This is a genomic window from Pseudomonas lurida (assembly GCF_013522705.1).
Taxonomy (GTDB): Bacteria; Pseudomonadota; Gammaproteobacteria; order Pseudomonadales; family Pseudomonadaceae; genus Aquipseudomonas; species Aquipseudomonas quebecensis.
Genome location: NZ_JAAMRE010000014.1, coordinates 95,116 through 110,755, shown reverse-complemented (window position 1 = coordinate 110,755; position 15,640 = coordinate 95,116). Strand labels below are relative to the sequence as shown.

The window sequence follows — 15,640 nt, the reverse complement described above, 5'->3', positions numbered from 1 at the left end:
GTCCTTATTCCGCTGGCACCAGGGCCTGCAGGTCTTCTTTCTTGGCGGACGGGTCGAAGGCAATGCCCTTCTCGGTCAGCCATTCTTTCAGCTCGGGGACCTTCATTTTCAGAGGATCGGTTTCTTTGATCTCTGAATCTTTGCCGTCGGACACCTTGATGCCGGCCGCTTGGTAGGCGTCGAAGATGTCCGGGGCATCGCCATCAACCACCACCTCGGTAGCGGAACCGATGACACCGAAGAATTCGCTCAGCAGGCGGTAGCACACGCCGCGCTCTTTGCCCGGCTTGTCCGTGTAGATTACTTTCATGAGTCACCTCAAAAGCATCCCGGCGCCATAAGGGCGCCAGGCTGTGTGGGCCGGATTACGGCGTGGTGGTACCGCTGATCACAGCGGCGAACGGGACCTGCTTGCGGCTGAATACACGCTCCCAGTTGCCCGCGGAGGCATACTGAGTCGCGTTTGGGCTGAGGTTCTGAGCTTCGGAACCCTTCCAGCTGAAGCCGGCAGGCTGGAGGATGTAAGTCTTCCGCTCCCACAGCACTTCGGCACCGCCGCCGTTACCTCCGCCGGGCTTACGCTCGAGCTCGACCGGCACTTTCGGCGTGCCTTCGCCGTAGCCGAAAGCGCCCTGGCCGAAGAACACGGACAAGTACTTGCCCGCGCCGTACACCAGGGCGTCGTCCATGAACACCGGCTTGCCGAGGTAGGTGGCCAGGATGATCTTGCCGTCCGAGTCACGCAGGTACTCGATAAGGTCCTGCTTGACCATCTGGTTCATCACCACTGAGTGAACGCCGATCGCGCCGAACTGGTCAGCGGCATCGCCGGCGGTGAACGCGGCATCCTGGAAGGCGTTCGCACTGACGGTCGCGCCCGCGTCGATGACCATGTCACCGCCGTTGTTCGCGATATTCGAGGCGATGATGCCGCGCGCAGCGCCCAAGGTGTAACGCTGCCATTGGCGGGTCCAATAGGTGCCGAAGCGGTTGCGGATCTGCTGCTGAGGCTCGCTGTTCGCAAGTTCAGCGGTCAGGTCAGTAACACCGTAGCCTTTGTTGAGGTACAGAACCCGGGCACGCATGCTGTCCTGGGTGACCTTTCCGACTTCGCCCTGGTCATTCGGGTCGTCATTGCTGATGTTCGGCGCTTCATCGGCGTTGAGATCCTGCCAGTAGCTGATCTCAGCGGTGCCCTGGCTGCCGGAAGCAATCGCGTCCAGCACAGGAGAGCGAGTCACGATGCCCGACTCGTATACAGCGGTCTTTTCCGGGCTGTTAACCGGCGCCAGGGAGGCGTAGTAGTCGCCGACGAAGATGTCGGTCAATTGGGTAGTTGGCATGGATTAGGTTCCTTTGGTGGCCTGGATTTTCTTGAAGAGATCGGGATTGTCACGGGCGATCGCAGCGCGTTCGGTTTCCGTGTACTCGCCCCACTTTTTCGTGGCCTTGCCACCGTTGTCGCCGGTCTGCCCGGCGCCCTGAGCCCTTGGCCACAGGTGTGTTGCTGTTTCACGCAGGGATTCCGCCCATTCGAGCGGTGACAGCGGGGTTTTCCCGTCCTTCCCGTAAACGACCTCGCCATCACGGTCGGTGGCAATTGCCTCACCGTCTTCACTGAGTTTGAAAGTGCCCCGGGCGCGCAAGATGATGTCCTCGGCGGCCTCTGGGAGCGCGCCGGCTTTGATGGCAGCGGCGCGGATTGAATCAGCCAGCACCTTGTCGCTGTACTTAGCTGCGAATTGCTCAGCCTTGTCGGCACGGGCTTTCTCGGCGGCCAGCTTGGTGTCGTAGTCGGTGCGCAAGCGCTCTGTGCGGCGGGTGATGACCTCGTCCAGCTTGCCCTCGGCGATCAGCTTGGTCTCTTCATCCTGACCAACCTTATTAAGCAGGCCTTTCACTGATGCAATGTCCAGGCCTTCGAACTGGGACTTGAAGCCGTCCAGCTCGGTCTTGGTGGTCCGGAGCGAGCCAAGCAGCTCGGTGTTTTTGTTCTTGAGTCCCATTGTGGCTGCATCCACTGCGGCGGCAATGGCGGTTTTTACTGCCGGGTCTTCAAGATCAATCTGGTTTTCGTCTGCCACTTGGTGCACCCCTTGGGTTTGGTCGGCCCGCTTTGCAGGCATAAAAAAACCCCGGCATGGCCGAGGTTGGTATGAATCTGTTTTTGGTTCAGTTGCTCAAGGTGAGCATATTCTTGTCTATGGAGGCCTTGAACTCATGCAACGTAGTGCTAACGACAAATTTCAATCCTGAAGCTTTTCCACGGCAGTATTGTTCAACGTATCTATTGATCTGCCGGTCAAACCCTGGCGTCAAATGCAGGGAAATACTATCGCCATAGGTCATCGCCGCTGGCAGCGGGTGACTCCCCAGCCAAAATTGGTGGATATGTAGGTAACTTCTCGCATGGGACGACTGTACCGAAACGCCTGTCACCTTCACCGGACGCTTTCCATCTGATGTGATCCCGAGAGCAATGAACCAACCCTCTTCTCCAGTATTGGTGATGGCCGACCGAACAGAAACCCGGAGATTTTCAACATCCTCTCTGCGTTGTTTATCAGCCAGCCAAAGAGTGGTGAGAACTGCTGCCAGTGCGCCAATGCCGGCAACCCATCCGCCAAGCATTGATAGGACAGGCACGGTCTCTGTAATGAACTTGTCGTGGTTGTTGCTGAGGCCAAAAGAGAGCCCGAGCAAAAAAACGAAGCCAATAACGGTGATGAATACTACGAGCAGAAATGCCCACCGCAGCAATTTGAACATCGGCTATTCCTTAGCGACTAAATGCAATCCTCGCATTATCAGGTAATCGGCGAACTGTGTCCTGCTCGGTGCGTACGGCGGCGGTCGCATGCGAAAGCCAGGCGTATCGCGATTGAGTCGAGTGCGACGACCATTGGACTCAATGCAATGCGTCGGCTCTTCGATCTGGAAGCCCTGTTCTGCTGCATACAGCTCGACCGCCAGCCGTACTTGGCCCCACTCAACCTCAAAGGGCACGAACGTCTCGGACAGCGTCTGATATTCGATTTTGCAATCACGCCGTGGCCAGGCCATAACCTGGTCGGGATTGGCCTTTCGCCCTTTCCACTGGCGACCATTGATGTCGGCCGCAGCGCGCAGCAGCAGTTCGACCTGTTTAGCCTCTGCTTCAGGTATCCGGAACCCGTAGTAGTCGCGGTAGAAGGTCAGCTTCTCCAGCGGCACGAAGCTATTGGCGTCTGGCCTGCCCTTCCCATCCTCAACGATGATCTGCATGTGCTATCTCAACCTGATGGAGCGCCGAGTGTAACGCCTGCTCGGGTAAACATGTCGGGCTCGACTTCTTTCAGTTGGGCGAGGGGCAGCGGTTTGAAGGACTTGTCGAGCTGCAGCTTGGCGAATTTCTCCGGCGTCAGCCCTCCATCGCGGAACAACTTGCCCCGGACCGGCCCGAGCGCATGATCCTGGAAGCTCGCCGGTTGCGTTGCTAGCCACTCGTAATAATTCAGACCTGCGTCGACCTGGGCCCCGCCGTTATCGCCCACCGAGGCGCGCGTGGCGTCCTTCGCGAACATCTCCGAAAGCCTGGTGGTCGGCACGGTAGTTGATCGGCAGTTGATGTGCGCCGGTGGCAGCGGACCTTTGCCCAGGTCGAAGCGCATCCCATCCAGGCCCTTGCACTGCTGCGAGGTCTTGCGATCGAGCGTCGACACCCAGCGATAGCCCAGCACCACGTCGCTGTTGGCCTTCAGCGTCTCCATTCGTGCCGTCGTGGCCACATGCTGGATTGCCGTCTGCACCACGGCGGCAGCATTGCGGTTGCTCACCGCCAAGACGCCGTCAGTGAAGTTCTGCGCTGCCGTACCGCGAATCGCCTGGATGATCTGGGCGTTGGTCTGGCCCTGGCCGAAGCCGAGCCGGATCGTGTTGGTGACGCGCATCGTCTCGGTCCGCGTCCAGCCGCTGACGAAGCTCTTCAGCAGCTTGCCGCCGTCGATGCCCTTCACCTGTAGCGGGTAGGAGAACACCGCAGCGCGGATCACCGTGTTGGTCGGCACCACAGCGTCGATAGAGAGCGCATTGCTCAGGCTTTTGGCCTCAAAGCTCGACTCATACAGCGCGATGTCGACCAGATCGGCCTGCACCAGGTCGCGGTAGGCCTTGTAGATCTCCAGCAGCTTGCCGTCCACACGGGCCAGGAACTGCTCAAGGCGGTCCCGGCTGTAAGTGGTCAGTTCCTTGCGGGTGAGTTGATCCCGCACCAGCTTATCGATCTGGCGTAGGTACTTCTCGAACTTCTTGACCTCGCCGGCCTTAAGCCGCTCCAGCATTACCGAGTGGCGCGTCGTCTGCTCCAGCAGTTGGCTGTCCGCCTGCACCAGGTTTGTCGTTGGCATCGTCTTTGTCCAAGTTGATGCCGGCCGACTCGCGCTCATCGCTGATCAGTTCGGCTTCGTCTTCGTATGGGCGCTCCGGCAGCTTGCCGGTGGTGAGGTACTGCCAGTAGGTGTCGGCGCTGATCGTGCCGGCCATCACGCCCTTGAGCAGTTCGGCGAGCACTTGGGCGTCGACCACCGGGGTCACGAACTCAGGATTTACCTTGAACTTGACCTGCTTGGGGTCGTAGCCCTTCCACTCGGCTGCGTACCGCAAGCCTTGCTCCACCGCCTCGGCCACCGTGATGACGATGCTGTGCAACGTGGCGTGCTGGTCGTTCTGACGCGTTTTGCGCGCCTCGCCCGACTCAGTGCCGGCCACGTCCATGACCTTGGCGCCTGCCTCAAGCGCGGCGTTCTTCTGGTCATCCATCGCTTTGCGGTTGGCTTCAATGCCGGTGCCCTTGAACTCCAGATATTCAGCCTTGCCGCTTGGGCCAAGGTCCCATGCTGCCGAAGGACCAGTCACACTCAGCTCTACAGCCTCATCCAGACCGGAAACCCACGGTTGCGGGTGACTGGTCTGATGCAGAGAGCTGAAGTAGTCAGCGCTGATCTGGTAGGACTTCAATGCGGACCGCGCCATGGTCAGCAGCGGCACCTCATCAACATCCGGGGAGTTGTCGGTCGAACCGCAGTAGATCACGGGCAGGTATGGCAGGCCTTTGACCAAGCGGTTGTCAGTTCCGGTGGTGCCCAGCGGCTTTTCGTCCTCGACCAGCTCGCCGCCTTCATTTCGCACCGAGGTGTAGCAAACATCGCCCAGCATGAAGAACTCCCGGAAAACCGTGTCGCAATCGTGGCTGTAGCGATCGCCGCCCTTCTTGCGAAACTCGCGGAACACCGAAAGGACCAGATCCTGCCGTCCGCCCTGATCAGCAGTGTCCCAATTTATGGCGTTGCGGGTGGCGTACGTCGAGAAGTATGGCTCGCCGCTCTCGTCGATGTTCACCACCAGCGGTACCCGGCCGTGGGAAATGGCCTGGCGCACCATCCGGAAGAACAACTGCTTCAGGCCGAAGCCGTCGGCTGTGGCGTTGTCCTCCAGCCCTTTCAGGCCAGACGGTAGTTCGATCTCAGGAATCAGCCGAGACACCAGCCCCATCATCGAACGCAACGAGTCGCGCACCCAATGCTCGTACTGAGCCCGGCTGGTGTAGTTCTCGTAGAGGTACTTGTTGCCCGCGGCGTCGATCTTCTCGGCCTCAACCATACCGCTCGGCTTGGGCAGGTTGCGCTCGTTGCGCTTCACGGCGCACTCACCCTCGAGCGCGTCGTCCATCATCTCCCACTCCGCGATGTGCGCGTCGTAGTCGGGGTTTGTCGATTGCACTGGCATCAGGCCAAGCCTCCAATTCGGCGTGTTCCGCCTGTGCGTGTTTTGATCGGGTAGCGCTTGGCAATGAAGTAGCCAGGGGCGTCCACGAGGTGGTCGTATCCGGCCTTCTTGTCGGGCTCACCCTTGTCCGTGTAGATCTGCCGCTCCAGGCACTGCGTATATTTCGGGCATTGGTCAACGTTGACCAGGTAGCGGTGCTCGCCATACGTGTTGGCGAACATTGCGCACATGGCGTTAACCCTGTCTTTTACCGCGGGGTTGGTCGAATCCACCACTACGGTGAAACCAGCCTTCCTGAGCAGTGATAGATCAGACTCGCTCGCGCTCTTGCTGCTTGTGTTCTGGCCGCTGGCGTCTGGGTAGATCGCAATGCTGTGATCAGGGAAGCGAAGCTTGATCTTCTCGATCATCTCCGGTGTGTCACGCACCTCGGAGAACTCGCTGAGGGCCAATGGCAAATCGTCACGGATGACATGCACCACGGCGGCCATCTTCATGACGTTGAAGTCCATGCCGATGTGCAGCGCCTCGCCGCGCTTGATCGTCTCGCTGGTTCGGTTCGCCTCACGATTGAACGTGTAGTAGACGACGCCCTGGTAGTTCTCGAAGCTGGCCTCGTATTCTTGCCGGAAGGTCCGAGGGTCCATCTTGCGGCGGGCAGCTTCCAGCTCTTCAGCCGGAACGTTGCCACCGTCGAGCGAGGTGTAGAGCCAACTCTTGTGATCGGGCTCATGGCCTGGCCGGCCATCAAGGAACGTGTCGTAGCAATGGTTGAAGCCCTTCGGCGTGCCGATGCGCAGCGCGTGACCACCTTTTCGCATACCGATGCCCGGTATCGAGTATTGGCAGGTCGAGAGCATCGGCCGAAGGACTTCTTCCCATGCTTCCCACGGGCAGTCCGCCCACTCATCCACCAAGACGAAGAACAGACCGGAGCCGCGCAAGTTGTCGTAATTGTCGAGCCCTACCACACGCATGACGTGGCCAGACTTGAGCGTGATCGAGCATTCAGTTTCGTTCGGACGGTGCGCGCGCCATGCTTCGGGGATGGCCTGCTTCAGCCGGCGCCAGAACACGCGCTTGGCCTGCTTGAACGTAGGCGCGCCGTACCAGATCTCGTCCTCGACGCTCACGCCCCACTCAGCAGCCAGGCGAGCTGCGCGGCGCATCTCAGCTTTGCCCAAGAATGTCTTGCCGAACCGTCGACCACATACAGCATCGCGGAAACGCGCCTGAGGCTGGAAGCCCCAGCAGTAAATGTTCGCCTGTTTCGGCGTCAGCTTTACCGGCGGGTCATAGGTACGGGGCAGCGGGGACATTCTCATCAGGCTCCAGGGTGTACTCAGCAACGGCGTGCTGCTGGTCAGCGTGGGAGCCCAAAGGCTTTTCAGGTTCAAGGCGGCGATTCACGTAGGCATCGCCCACTTCTTTGGCGGCCTGCTCATACAACTGAGCAGTCAGCGCCAGATTGCGCATGCTCTCAGCCTTCTCGGCCAGCCGCCCAAGACCGCGAAGTCGGTACGCGCGATTGGCAATGGGGATATCGGTTGTCTCTTCACGGAATCGCTTGCGAGCAGCGTGGAACAGGTCCACCCAGGTCTTGCCGAGCTTCTGCCCGGCAAACTTTGTCGGGTCGTGCGTTTCGCATTGCTGTCGGGTGATCTCAATCCCGAATTCTGTCTTGACCGCTGCTACCACCTGGGACGGCGTATCGAAGCAGGCCAGAGCCTGAACGATGAAGGCTTTGACCTCGCTTCGTAGTACTGCCATATGGTTGTCATCCGTCAATACCTGTCATGGAATCAGGCCGACTTGAGCAGACAGGTTCCGCAGGCCCTCGCAATGTTCAATTTCCCCACCTCAGCAGGACTGTTTGCAGCATCTACCAACGCTTGAACGTCAGGGCTCGCACCATAGCGGCGAACCACACCGACGAACTCTTCGACGTCGTGTGAGCGCATCTCCAGCTTGGGCAATCCTTCCTGCGTGAACTTGGGTGCACCGTACTGATCCTTCGCCTGGGTGATGTGATACAGCTCATGCTCTACCAGGGCACAGAAGTCGGTGTCGCTGCACTGGGCGCAGTAGTCGGCAGCCAGAGTGATGATGAAAGCCGGCACATCGCCGAACCAATCACGCATCTGTTGCTCCATCCGGGCTTTCTGCCAGCCACCCGCGCGGAACGCTACCTGTTCGGCCTGCCCCAGGACTGTGCGGCCCTGCTTGGTGAAGCTCGACGACGCCCACATGATCCGGATGTCTGCATCCAGTAGGTGAGCATGGTCTTCGTTGTGAATGCTGCCGGTGTCGGCAAGGATCTCGGCTTGGAGCCATTCCCATACTTCAGGAGCCGGTGTCAGGCGGATACCGAAGTTGGAGAGGTCGGACAGTTCAAGCGTTGACGCTGGCGGCATCGGCCGGTCCATAATTCACCTTAAAGTTAAATAATGGCCACATGCAGAGATTACGAATAAGTAGTTGGAGCACAGGAGCCCTTGGAGGGGAACGTTGAATAGCCTTACGAAACTCCGAATCTTTCTGACCATCAGCGCTATTGCGGGACTGTTGCCGGTAACTTTGATTTTTATTTGGGGCGCCTTCTTTTTCCTCGCCGGAGCGATAGGCTCCCTGCCAGAAGGTTGGACCATGTTGCCCCCAGTACTCGGCGCCATATCGATTTCAGTCTTCTGCCTTTGGACAAATTGGAAGATCTACAAGATCTCAATGTCCTCCGCTCCAAAAATACAGAACAAGAGCATTTTGGTCGTTGGAGTTGTAGCCACTGGGATATGGGGTGTGATCTGGGCGTGGATTGGTCAAAATATTCAGAACACAATGTACATTTTTCTGATGCCAGCACTCACGGCGACGGTCATGCTTGCAGTAGCTTTGAAAAGAGAAAGCTTAATCGCAAAACGGTCTAGACCCGAGAAATGATCATTTAGATATCAAGGCTGACTCGCCATACGCCTGCCCGTGAAACAGTCCAACGTTTAGGATCTACGGCAGCCCCGATTTCTTGGCAACGTCCATGTCATCAGCAATGGCCTTGTCGAGAGCGCTTACCGCAGCGTTGATGTCCGGACTCATTGGCAGCACGTGCCGCAGGCGAGTTAAGTTGCTCACGGCGCTAGCTCGTACTGGAACGCCCGATCAGCAGGCATGGCCGTAACAAACCGGCACCGGTGTGCGTCGAACGTCTCACTAAACGCAATGGTGCGTCGGTACTCGGTGGTGACCTTGCCGAAGAACCGCTCACGGTGAACGACCACACCCTCACGCAGGAACTCGAATTCAGCCGATCCCAGTAGCTTGGTTACGATTACTTTCATGTGATCTTTCCCGCGCCACGATTTGGCGCATTCGAAAACGTGGCGCGGATTACTTGCTCTGGCTTCGGAGGATCTGGGCGTCAACCTGATCTGCGCAGGTGTCCAGCAGCCGGACCGCCTTGTCTTTCAGCTCCCACAAGTCACCATTGAGACCAAGGTTTTCGTCGCTGTCGTCGATGCGCTCGCATGGGATCAGCTCAGGGGCTTCAATTCTTACGGCCTGGGTCTTTGTTACCACCACCGGCTTTGCCGCGCAGGCCGTCAGGAAGAGGCTGAGCAGCCCAGTCACGAACAGGCTTGCTGTTGCGCTTGAGGTTTTCAAAGTTCTTCTCCGCCTTCTTGGCTTTGTCCTGGCTGGCCTTGAGGCGCTTTGCCAGGTCTGCCTGGTATTCAGCATTTCGCTTTGCTTCAGCGCGCAGCGTAGTGATGGTCGCCTGGCTTTCGAGGTTGGCGTCGACCGCCTTCTTCTTCTCGCCGGCTTCGAAGGCCACCTCCCCGCGTAGGGCGACGACGCGTGACTGCTGGATGCCAACGAGCAGCAGGCCGACCAGGGCGATGATGATTGCAGCAGCGAAGGCCTTCATACTGAATCCGCCTTGCGGCCCAGGAAGCGGGTCACCAGTTCGCGGATGGCGGTCACGCCGAGGAACCCGATAGTCCCTCCAGCAGCAACCGAAAGGCTGGGCGGCCAGGTCATCCACTCGATCACGCTGGACGCGACAAGGCTCAGCGATCCGCAGATCAGCGATTCGAACAAGATCCGACGCTTACTGGTTTCCTTCGCGTCGTACATGACTCGAAGCAACGATACTGTGATGGCCATGATTGCGCCCTGCCAGAGCGGATTGCTCAACGCCAGCCAGATCTTGGCCCATGTGTCTGGCTTGTCAGGCATGGTAGGCATCCGGGTTGCTCCCCTCGGGGAGATTGATAAATCCGGCTCCAGCAGCACTCCCAGCTCAGAGCGAAGGGTGTGGTGGAGCCGAAAACGAAAAGGCCCCAGCAAGTGCCGAGGCCCTGAATAGGCCCCTCATCAGCGTGACAAGTCAGAGGCTCTGAGGGCTTGGGGAAATCTTGGGCACAAAAAAACCCGGCGCTTGGCCGGGCTCTTCGATTCTATGCTGGATGGCTATCTGAATTTTTTAAGCACGGAAAATCCGACTTTCGTCGCGAAAAAAGCAAGTAGTGCGCCAATCGACCCGGCAAATACTCCTACCTCCAATCTGACAGCCGGGGTAAAAATGCACAGATCGGTAGGCGTCTTAAATCGCATAACGCAAGGTTCTGGAAAGAGAATCTGCGACAAATGCGGAGCGCATGTAATTCCAAAGAAACATGCTGCGAGCATCGCCCAGATCAGTGCTCTGGAGACGTCTGGACGTCGCTTTCGAAGAACCATCAAAACGACTACAACAACAAAAGTCATCACGCCCGGCATATACATCGCCTCGACGTAAAAGCGTTGGAGCTGCTCAGCCGCCGTGTCCATAAACCCTCAATAAAAAAACCCGGCTCATAGCCGGGTCTTGCTTTTCGATCCTACACATGCAGGAATGACAGGATGGGTGAATAATGCGACATGACGACATGACATTGCAAGCCCTTTCGAGGGACTATTTCATGCAGCCTCATTTCCGAGCACACCGACTGCTTCAAGCATGTGCTGCGCCTCGACCAGAGCCTCGTTGACAAGCGACTCCAAGCCCACCTTGATCGCCTTGTTCCAGCGCTGGTAAGTGCGCTCTGTCAGCCCCTGTGCATCCCAATTCGTCATGTCGTAGTTCGACTCGGCCAGGACAATCATCTCCCCGGGCTTTTCCTCTGCTACGGCGCGGGCATGCTTGTTGGCGCGGGCAATGTCAGCGTCTGCAGCCGCGTTGCGCCAATCCCACTGGCCCTTTTCCTTGTTCTCGCGGTGCTTCGGCGCCCTGATCTGGGGTGCCGCTCGTTGAATGCCCTTCAACTGCTGCGGTACCGCCCAAACCAAGACAGCCTGCTGCGTGAAGCGCTGCGGTGCTGGGGTCTTTACCACGGCGACCAGCCTGCCGATGGAATCGATCTTTCGCCCACGGTGGGTGCTGTACTTGGCCACCAGGGCGTTCCAGTGCCTCGGAGAAAGCTGGGCATGCAGAAGCTTGTGCACGATGCAGTCAGCCAGCAGCGCAGCATCCTTCCCGGATATCTCGCCCTTGAGCTTGCTGGCCTGCACCCGAGGCTCAACGCTGCATCCGCCGGAACTGTTGATGGTCTCGGCGGCCAGAGCCCGGACTACTGCTGAAATCACGTTGTGGTAGTTCATGCTGCCTGCCCCTTCTTCAGTTCTCTGGTCATTGCCCGGTATTTGGCCTTAATGGCCTTGATCTCTTCCACGGTGTGTTTGCACGGCGGATGCAGCGCTTCCAGCCAAGCGACCTTCTCAGCGCCGATGCGCTGCACAAGGCGAATGCGGTACTCCACGGCGTTGCCGGATAGGTTGCGGTTGCACTTCACGCACTGCCGGTGGATGTTCAGCGGTTCGAAGCGCAGTTCCGGGCAGGCGCCCACCGATCGGTAGTGGCCCGCATCCCAGCGGCTGCCGGTCATCAGGTCATTGTCGTTGGGCGTTGAGTCGCAGCTGATGCACGGCAGGTGCGCGTCACGCAGGCGCACGTACTCGTTCACCGCGGCCTGGGCTTCGTGAAGGTGGTCCGCCCTGCTCTTGAGCTTTTCCTTACGGACCTTGATCTCGCGGCGCTCGACCAGGGCCAGCGACTTGCGTGCCTTCGCCTGGTTCACATCCTTGATGGCGAGGCCGCACTTCGGGCTGCATACGGCCTGCCCCATCCGCTGCGGCTGGAAGCTAATGCCGCATCCGGGGTTCTTGCACTTTTTCGGTTTGGGTTGCTTGGCGATCATGCAGCCTCCTTGCTGAGTAGATCAGTGAAAACCACACCTTGGCCGGTGAAATAGGCGGCGATGCGGTCGGTGTAATTGATGCCCTGGGCGCGATTGAACAGGCTGGTCACTGGGAAACCGTCGGGGCCGAACAGATGGCACTCGCCCATCATGGCCAGCTTCGTTTCGTAGGGCAGATGGCGCATGACCCGATACCACTCGGCCTGAAAGCCGGCGTCCTCGTTGAGCAGGATCTGGACGCCGAAGTGCAGCTTGCAGTAACGGCGGGCGTCGGCCGCATCGCCGATCGGTGTCATCTCGGCGATGCGCTTGTACATCCCGAACCACAGCCGGTTCTGGTCGAGTGTCCGGTCCTTGCCCGGGCGCAGGGAGACCACCACAAACTTCTTGTCCCGGTACATGGTGGTCAGGCATGTGATGGCCTCGGTGAGCTTGGCCTGGCAGTTGACGCTGATCTTGTCGGTCATTGCGCCGCCCTCTTCTCTTCCACTTCCTGCGCCTGCTTGATCAGCAACGCCCGGCGATCTGCCAACTCGTTGGCTGCCTGAATACGCATCTCGTCTTTTTTCTCAGCACTGGCTGCACGCATCTCCCGCATCGACGACTTCACCAGTTCGAGCTTTTCGCGGAGTGCCGGCGCTGGCCGTGTAACGGTGCCAGTGAGCAAACCAGCAATTGCGCGGCCGTCTTCGGTGACTGGCTCGGCACTCAGATCCGCCAGGTACTTCTGGGCGTGTTCGCGCGGGATTCGCTTCAATTCCATCGCCTTGGTCACAGCCTGGATACGGCGATTGGCGTCGAAACCTACGGATACGTGCCAGTTGACAGGCTTCGCATCCTCGCGGGCCTGGCCCACGAACCGCTGGTAGGCGTCGATGAACGCCATGCGCGCACCGATTTTGTCGCCGCCATCCAGAATGGGTTTCGCAGCAGCAAGTGCCAGCTGGATCTCGTCGGTCAGCACCACAGTTTCGAATTCATCGTTGGTGGTCATGGCGATTGCCCAGGCCTCGTCCTTCCCTGGGCGACCGTCGGAGGTCTGAACACGCTGCAGGATGTCAGCCATAGCCAGCTTGCCCTTCACCTCAAAGCGACATGCTTTCAACGCGGCTTTGACGACGGGCACCGGGTAGGCGCAGAGGTCTTCAGCCATCATCGCGGCGGTGCCTGGGTTCATTTCCTGCCCCATGGCCTCGGCGGTTGCGCACATGGCAGCGGCCAGCCCGGCAACCTGCTGATCATTCATTTCAGAGGTATTCATTGCGGTCACCTGCTTGGCGTCTGGCCAGAACCATCTGAGCGGCCTGCTCGGCTGCGGAGTGGTTCGCCTCGGTCCGTTCCATCTGGCGGGCGGTTATGCCGTTGATTCGCTGCCCGGTGACCCACTGGGTGTGGTAGCTCTCAGCGTTGGTCAGAAGCTCGTTGAGGCTGTGGCACTTGCGTAGAACGGCGGCATCGCTGGTTTTCAGGAAGTGGGCGGCGACGTGGTGGGCTACGTCGGCGCCGAGGCGGTCGACAAGCAAAGCCATCTGCTTGCCTGTCTTGGCGTTCCACACCGGCCAGGCGTTGTAGCGTTTGCGGTAGGCCATGGCGTAGTTCGCCCAGACTTTGAAAGTCTTACAGGTCTGGTCCTTCGGCCCCGGCATGTCGGCGGGGATCTCAACTCGTGGTTGCTGCGGAACGAATGGTACGACCTGCCCCGTCACGACCTTGGCGGTAGCCTGGGGCGTAATTGGTTCAATGACCGGTTCTATGACTGGTTCAAGAGAGTTACTGATTCTGGGTGCAGCTGCTGCACTACCCCCTGGTGCAGGAGATTCACTAGGGGGTGAACCTGCTGCACTACCCTGGTGAATCTGCTGCACTACCCCTGGTGCAGGAGGTGCACCACCTCCGTCGAGAGTGAGAAAGTAAACGTTCGACGAGTTTCCCTTCGGACCACCTTTACGGATCTCCTTGCGCAGCAATCCCGCGTCACACAGGGCTGTGATGTGGTTCATGACAGAGCGCTTGCTGATCTCGCACTGATCGGCGATGTGCTGATAGGACGGCCAGCACTCACCTACGTCGCTGGCGTTGTCGGCCAGCTTGATCAGCACCAGCTTGCGCAATGGATTGCCGACGCGAATCTTCATCGCGGCAACCATAAGGCTCATGCTCACGCAGCACCTCGCATAGCTTTATCGTGGGTAAACAAACCGTCCCAGGTCTTCTTCATAGGCAGCTCGCCAGCCAGGTACAAGTCGTACAGGCGTGCGGCTCCCTTCTTCAGCAGAACGGGTGTGTAGGAGATGAAGGGGTCCTTGCCGTGCGGGGTGACCTCGACTTGGTGTTCGGTCATGTACTTGTCGCGAGCGTACGAGCCAACACGGTGACGGGTGCCGGACTTGCTCTCGTTGTAGAGCCAGCTACGCCCTTCAAGGTAATTACCCACCTGCATGACGTTGACCCCATTGAGGCCCTTGCAGAACTGGGTGTGAGTCATGCCTTCCTTGAACAAGTTTTCCAAGGAGTGGATCTTCGTGGCCTGCTGCTCGACCTGGGCGGTGAGCATCAAGCGGGCCTTTTCAGACTCCATTGCGATCTGCAGGATGTCCATGGTGGAGAGCTGTTGTGGTTGCGCAACCTGCCCCTCCAGTTCCTGCCAGCGGTCGATAACTCGTGCGCGGTGCTCGTCGCTGTAGCCAGCCACAACAAGATGCGTGTCACGCTCGGTCAGGTCGTAGACATCGATCGGGCGGCCGCCTGTGGCTTCACGCCGAGTTTTACGATCTGATCGTAAAAGCCCTTTGGTAAAAAGACGTTCGATGGTGGTGATCACATCGTTGTGCCGGGCCTCGACCAGATCGGCGATTTCCCGAGATGACATTGTCCGCGCCACGTTTTGCGATTGCGAAAACCGTGGCGCGAGATTGTTGGGGGTATTGATCGATTCGGTGTGTTGGTGCATGATTCGCTCCAGTTGTTTACCGCTGTAGAAAAAGCCGACCTCGTACGTCGGCTTTTTTGTGTCTGGAATTTAGGCGATGGATTTCAGTGCTGGCTTGCCGTTAAGCAGCCCCTCAGCCTTACGGCGCAACTCCCCTGCCTTCGCTTCAACCTGGCGGCACTGTTTGGCGAACGCTGGCAAGTGCGGCAGGTCCTGCTCGCACATCACTTGGTCGTCAAACACTTCGCTACCGGTGTCGATGACATCACCCAGGGCGCGGATCAGTGCGCCGAAGCTCTTGTTTGCGCACTGGTCACTGGTCATCTGGCGGGCGCCGGTCAAGCCGTGGCGGCTCGCCAGTTCGTTCAGGCAGTGGTCGCGGAATTCAGGCTCAAGGGCGTTGACCCACGACTCTTCCAGCCAAGACGGCATTTCCTGATCGCCGTTCAGCCAGCGCTGTACACGCTTGAGCCAGCGGCTGGTCGCCTTCACGAACTCACTCACATCGCCGGTCAATTCCTCCGACTTGAAGTCGGGGACGTCTTTCTTCTTGGCGCGATCAGGAATCGACACGTGCAGTTCGCGGCTCAAAGCCTGAGCAAAATCGTCCTGGCTCAAGCTGGTGCGTGCGATCTGGTTTTGGGCATGGGCGACCAGCACCTGATCACGGGTTTGTACGGTGTGTCTGGAACTGGACGTTTGCATGGCGACTGCTCTCTTT

The 15,640-nt window shown here is 58.8% G+C and carries 22 protein-coding genes; 1 reads left to right on the top strand and 21 read right to left on the bottom strand.

Going from position 1 to position 15,640, the window contains the following annotated elements:
• Positions 1 to 4: 4 nt before the first annotated feature.
• The 10 genes from G7025_RS13925 to G7025_RS13880 form a co-directional block, all read right to left on the bottom strand.
• Positions 5 to 310, bottom strand: coding sequence for a HeH/LEM domain-containing protein (locus G7025_RS13925; protein ID WP_034097526.1), 306 nt, complete (start codon positions 308 to 310; stop codon positions 5 to 7).
• A gap of 55 nt (positions 311 to 365) precedes the next feature.
• Positions 366 to 1,343, bottom strand: coding sequence for a major capsid protein (locus G7025_RS13920; protein WP_181079764.1), 978 nt, complete (start codon positions 1,341 to 1,343; stop codon positions 366 to 368).
• A 3-nt stretch (positions 1,344 to 1,346) separates the two neighbouring features.
• Positions 1,347 to 2,084: a hypothetical protein gene (locus tag G7025_RS13915; RefSeq protein ID WP_181079763.1), complete on the bottom strand. Its 738-nt coding sequence runs from the start codon at positions 2,082 to 2,084 to the stop codon at positions 1,347 to 1,349.
• A gap of 88 nt (positions 2,085 to 2,172) precedes the next feature.
• Positions 2,173 to 2,769, bottom strand: a complete 597-nt coding sequence (locus G7025_RS13910; protein WP_181079762.1) for a hypothetical protein — start codon at positions 2,767 to 2,769, stop codon at positions 2,173 to 2,175.
• Between the two features lie 3 nt (positions 2,770 to 2,772).
• Complete coding sequence (locus G7025_RS13905) at positions 2,773 to 3,264, bottom strand: DnaT-like ssDNA-binding protein (RefSeq protein ID WP_181079761.1); 492 nt, start codon at positions 3,262 to 3,264, stop codon at positions 2,773 to 2,775.
• An 8-nt stretch (positions 3,265 to 3,272) separates the two neighbouring features.
• The gene (locus tag G7025_RS13900) at positions 3,273 to 4,385 is read right to left on the bottom strand and encodes a minor capsid protein (RefSeq protein ID WP_219855315.1); all 1,113 of its coding nucleotides are present in this window, start codon (positions 4,383 to 4,385) and stop codon (positions 3,273 to 3,275) included.
• Positions 4,303 to 5,763 (bottom strand): DUF4055 domain-containing protein, encoded by a 1,461-nt coding sequence (locus G7025_RS13895; protein WP_181079760.1) that lies wholly within the window; start codon positions 5,761 to 5,763, stop codon positions 4,303 to 4,305. Before G7025_RS13895 ends, G7025_RS13900 begins: the two co-directional genes overlap by 83 nt.
• A complete protein-coding gene (locus G7025_RS13890) occupies positions 5,763 to 7,082 on the bottom strand; it encodes a phage terminase large subunit family protein (RefSeq protein WP_167418419.1) in 1,320 nt (439 codons plus the stop codon). Before G7025_RS13890 ends, G7025_RS13895 begins: the two co-directional genes overlap by 1 nt.
• Positions 7,057 to 7,533, bottom strand: a complete 477-nt coding sequence (locus G7025_RS13885; RefSeq protein ID WP_181079759.1) for a DUF2280 domain-containing protein — start codon at positions 7,531 to 7,533, stop codon at positions 7,057 to 7,059. The genes G7025_RS13890 and G7025_RS13885 overlap by 26 nt, the downstream gene beginning before the upstream one ends.
• Positions 7,534 to 7,565: 32 nt before the next feature.
• On the bottom strand, positions 7,566 to 8,189 hold the full coding sequence (locus G7025_RS13880; protein ID WP_181079758.1) for a putative metallopeptidase: 624 nt from the start codon (positions 8,187 to 8,189) through the stop codon (positions 7,566 to 7,568).
• Between the two features lie 82 nt (positions 8,190 to 8,271).
• On the opposite strand from G7025_RS13880, the gene G7025_RS13875 reads away from it, so the two are divergent.
• Positions 8,272 to 8,700 carry a hypothetical protein gene (locus tag G7025_RS13875; RefSeq protein ID WP_181079757.1) on the top strand — a complete coding sequence of 143 codons (429 nt, stop codon included), beginning with the start codon at positions 8,272 to 8,274 and terminating at the stop codon, positions 8,698 to 8,700.
• Positions 8,701 to 8,763: 63 nt separating this feature from the next.
• Here the strand turns inward: G7025_RS13875 and G7025_RS26800 are convergent, their stop codons facing one another.
• The 11 genes from G7025_RS26800 to G7025_RS13820 all read right to left on the bottom strand — a co-directional run bounded on the left by G7025_RS26800 (position 8,764) and on the right by G7025_RS13820 (position 15,624).
• Positions 8,764 to 8,889, bottom strand: a complete 126-nt coding sequence (locus tag G7025_RS26800) for a hypothetical protein (protein WP_258197688.1) — start codon at positions 8,887 to 8,889, stop codon at positions 8,764 to 8,766.
• Positions 8,886 to 9,095, bottom strand: coding sequence for a hypothetical protein (locus tag G7025_RS13865; RefSeq protein ID WP_181079756.1), 210 nt, complete (start codon positions 9,093 to 9,095; stop codon positions 8,886 to 8,888). The genes G7025_RS26800 and G7025_RS13865 overlap by 4 nt, the downstream gene beginning before the upstream one ends.
• 206 nt (positions 9,096 to 9,301) lie before the next feature.
• Positions 9,302 to 9,679, bottom strand: a complete 378-nt coding sequence (locus tag G7025_RS13860; RefSeq protein ID WP_181079755.1) for a hypothetical protein — start codon at positions 9,677 to 9,679, stop codon at positions 9,302 to 9,304.
• Positions 9,676 to 9,999 carry a phage holin, lambda family gene (locus G7025_RS13855; RefSeq protein ID WP_044287499.1) on the bottom strand — a complete coding sequence of 108 codons (324 nt, stop codon included), beginning with the start codon at positions 9,997 to 9,999 and terminating at the stop codon, positions 9,676 to 9,678. The genes G7025_RS13860 and G7025_RS13855 overlap by 4 nt, the downstream gene beginning before the upstream one ends.
• A 714-nt stretch (positions 10,000 to 10,713) precedes the next feature.
• Positions 10,714 to 11,394, bottom strand: coding sequence for a hypothetical protein (locus G7025_RS13850; protein ID WP_181079754.1), 681 nt, complete (start codon positions 11,392 to 11,394; stop codon positions 10,714 to 10,716).
• Positions 11,391 to 11,990 (bottom strand): recombination protein NinG, encoded by a 600-nt coding sequence (locus tag G7025_RS13845; RefSeq protein ID WP_181079753.1) that lies wholly within the window; start codon positions 11,988 to 11,990, stop codon positions 11,391 to 11,393. Before G7025_RS13845 ends, G7025_RS13850 begins: the two co-directional genes overlap by 4 nt.
• Positions 11,987 to 12,457 carry a hypothetical protein gene (locus G7025_RS13840; RefSeq protein WP_181079752.1) on the bottom strand — a complete coding sequence of 157 codons (471 nt, stop codon included), beginning with the start codon at positions 12,455 to 12,457 and terminating at the stop codon, positions 11,987 to 11,989. The genes G7025_RS13845 and G7025_RS13840 overlap by 4 nt, the downstream gene beginning before the upstream one ends.
• On the bottom strand, positions 12,454 to 13,251 hold the full coding sequence (locus G7025_RS13835; protein WP_181079751.1) for a hypothetical protein: 798 nt from the start codon (positions 13,249 to 13,251) through the stop codon (positions 12,454 to 12,456). The genes G7025_RS13840 and G7025_RS13835 overlap by 4 nt, the downstream gene beginning before the upstream one ends.
• Positions 13,238 to 14,152: a helix-turn-helix domain-containing protein gene (locus G7025_RS13830; RefSeq protein WP_181079750.1), complete on the bottom strand. Its 915-nt coding sequence runs from the start codon at positions 14,150 to 14,152 to the stop codon at positions 13,238 to 13,240. The genes G7025_RS13835 and G7025_RS13830 overlap by 14 nt, the downstream gene beginning before the upstream one ends.
• Positions 14,149 to 14,940, bottom strand: a complete 792-nt coding sequence (locus G7025_RS13825; RefSeq protein WP_258197685.1) for a Rha family transcriptional regulator — start codon at positions 14,938 to 14,940, stop codon at positions 14,149 to 14,151. Before G7025_RS13825 ends, G7025_RS13830 begins: the two co-directional genes overlap by 4 nt.
• A 69-nt stretch (positions 14,941 to 15,009) precedes the next feature.
• Complete coding sequence (locus tag G7025_RS13820; protein ID WP_181079749.1) at positions 15,010 to 15,624, bottom strand: hypothetical protein; 615 nt, start codon at positions 15,622 to 15,624, stop codon at positions 15,010 to 15,012.
• Positions 15,625 to 15,640 lie beyond the last annotated feature (16 nt).